The following is a 3,015-nucleotide window of genomic DNA, read 5'->3' as shown; positions in this document are numbered from 1 at the left end:
AACCGATGATGTGATTACACGCATCGAAAAGCGTTTGGAAGCAATTCCGCAGGTGAAACATGTACAGAAGGTGGCCGGCTACGGATTATTGTCCGGGCAGGGTAGTTCGTTCGGTATGTTGATCTTGAAACTGAAATCTTGGGACGAACGTCCGGGGAAGGAGGATAACGTACAAGCGGTTATCGAGCAAGTCTATGGAAGTACGATGGATATTAAGGATGCTACCGTATTTGCCATTTCTCCGGGTATGATTCCGGGATACGGTATGGGTAATGCCTTGGAAATGCATGTGCAAGATAAACAGGGAGGTGATGTGACTACTTTCTTCCAGACTACACAGCAATATTTAGGTGCTTTGAACCAGCGTCCGGAGATTGCTATGGCTTACTCCACATTTGATGTGCGCTATCCGCAGTGGATGGTAGAGGTAGATCCTTCCAAGTGTAAACGTGCAGGCATCACTGCCGATCAGGTACTCAGTACTTTATCAGGATATTACGGCGGACAATATGTATCCAACTTCAATCGTTTCTCGAAGGTTTATAAAGTGATGATACAATCCGATCCTAAATATCGTCTGGATGAGGCATCGTTGGACAATACTTTTGTACGCATGTCCAATGGAGAGATGGCACCGCTCAGTCAGTTTGTGACTTTAACCCGTGTGTATGGCGCCGAAACGTTGAGCCGTTTCAATATGTACAATTCTATTGCAGTGAATGCCATGCCGGCCGAGGGATACAGTACGGGTGATGCCATGCGTGCCGTACAGGAGACGGCCGTAACAGCCTTGCCTAAGGGATATGGCTATGACTATGGAGGTATTACCCGTGAGGAAAATCAGCAGAGCGGTACTACAATTATCATCTTTGCCATTTGCTTCCTGATGATTTATCTCATTCTGAGTGCCCTTTATGAGAGTTTCATCATTCCGTTTGCCGTGTTGCTCAGTGTGCCGTGCGGTCTGATGGGTAGTTTCCTTTTTGCCCGTATATTCGGACTGGAGAACAATATCTATTTGCAGACAGGGCTTATCATGTTGATCGGTTTGCTTGCCAAAACCGCTATCTTGCTGACAGAGTATGCAGCCGAACGTCGTAAGGCCGGTATGGGGCTGATCGCTTCTGCCGTGAGTGCAGCCAAAGCCCGTTTCCGTCCTATTTTGATGACAGTGTTGACAATGATATTCGGTCTTTTCCCTCTGGTGGTAGCCAGTGGAGTAGGAGCCAACGGTAACCGTTCATTGGGAACCGGTGTCGTAGGCGGTATGTTTGTCGGTACGTTGGCATTGCTTTTCATTGTACCTTCGCTCTTCATTGCTTTCCAATGGCTTCAGGAAAAGCTACATCCCGTGCAGGCCGAACCGTCTCAGGATTGGCAGATTGCAGAAGAAAAGCAGGAAAGTGACCGGGAGAAAAGGGAAGCCGGAAAAGAATAATAAATAGAGCTAATTATGAAGATACGAAATATGAGAAAACAAATTTTATTGTTTGTAGCCGTTGCTTTTACATTGAGCAGTTGCGGCATCTATTCCAAATATAAACCTGTTTCGGAAGTACCGGACGGACTGTATGGCAGCACTGATGAGAGTGCTGCCCAGACAGCCGATACTGCCAACTTTGGCAATCTGGCGTGGCGGGAAGTTTTTTCCGATCCTTTTTTGCAGACATTGATTGATTCGGCGTTGGTTCGTAATACCGATTTGCAGACAGCCCAATTGCGGGTGAAAGAAGCGGAAGCGGCCTTGATGACTTCCAAACTCTCTTATCTGCCGTCTCTGTTTTTGGCGCCGGAAGGTTCTATCAGTAGTTTTGACGGCGCAAAGGCTACCAAGACTTATTCGTTGCCTGCTACTGCTTCATGGGAGATCGATCTCTTCGGACGTCTGACCAATGCCAAACGGGGTGCGAAAGCTGCGCTTCTGCAAAGCCGGGAATATGAACAGGCGGTACAGACACAATTGGTGGCATCGGTGGCAAACGCGTATTACACGTTGTTGATGCTCGATGCCCAATATGAAATTGCAACAGCTACCGAAAAAGCCTGGAAGGAGAGTGTGGCTGCCACCCGTGCCATGAAAGCTGCCGGCATGGTGACAGAAGCCGGACTGGCACAAACCGAGGCTACCTATTACAATATATGTACTACCGTGCTCGATTTGAAAGAGCAAATCAACCAGACGCAAAATAGCTTGTCATTGATTCTGGCCGAGGTCCCCCATGATATTCAGCGTGGTAAACTTGCCGGACAGCAGTTACCGGAGACTTTTGCTACGGGAATTCCTTTGCAGATGTTATCCAACCGGCCCGATGTGCGGAGTGCCGAACTTTCACTGGCACAGGCCTTTTATTCTACGAATGCCGCCCGTTCGGCTTTCTATCCTTCCATTACATTGGGTGGTAGTGCAGGCTGGACCAACAGTGCCGGTTCGATGATTGTGAATCCGGGCAAACTGCTGGCTTCGGTATTCGGATCGTTGACGCAACCCTTGTTTAACAAGGGAGCTAATATCGCCCAACTGAAGATAGCGAAAGCACAGCAGGAAGAAGCGAGTTTAGCTTTCCAGCAAACATTGCTTGCTGCCGGAAGCGAAGTGAATGATGCTTTGACGCAGGTACAAACTGCACGCAGCAAATCCATTTACTTCGACAAGCAGGTAGCTTCATTGGAAAATGCCGCCCGCAGTACCCGCTTGCTGATGCAGCACGGCAACACTACCTATCTGGAGGTCTTGACTGCCCAGCAGACATTACTCAATGCGCAACTCTCTCAGGTAGCCAACCGGTTTACCGAAATTCAAGGAGTTATCACCCTATATCAAGCACTTGGTGGCGGGCGAATGTAAAACAGGCAGAGAGGAGGTATTATGATGAAAGCCGAAACAACCCGTCGGCTTGTTGTTGATCATACGAAGCGAGAGATGATTCGTCAAGGTATCAGCCGTTTGACAATGGATATCATTGCTCAAGGGTTAGGGATGTCGAAACGAACACTTTACCAACTCTTTCCCAGCAA

General features: G+C 48.3%; 3 protein-coding genes. All 3 read left to right on the top strand.

The annotated features are described in order from the left end of the window. Positions 1 to 1,438: efflux RND transporter permease subunit (locus QVP90_RS03045; RefSeq protein ID WP_288203873.1), on the top strand; the 1,438-nt coding region annotated here is incomplete at its 5' end. A 30-nt stretch (positions 1,439 to 1,468) separates the two neighbouring features. Beyond that, positions 1,469 to 2,845, top strand: a complete 1,377-nt coding sequence (locus QVP90_RS03040) for a TolC family protein (RefSeq protein ID WP_044094161.1) — start codon at positions 1,469 to 1,471, stop codon at positions 2,843 to 2,845. 21 nt (positions 2,846 to 2,866) lie between these two features. Then, on the top strand, positions 2,867 to 3,015 hold a 149-nt coding region (locus QVP90_RS19835; RefSeq protein ID WP_369678138.1), incomplete at its 3' end, for a TetR/AcrR family transcriptional regulator.

Source organism: Bacteroides sp. CAG:189 (assembly GCF_000432295.1).
In the GTDB taxonomy this organism is placed as follows: Bacteria; Bacteroidota; Bacteroidia; order Bacteroidales; family Bacteroidaceae; genus Bacteroides; species Bacteroides salyersiae.
This window is presented reverse-complemented; position numbering and strand designations above follow the sequence as displayed.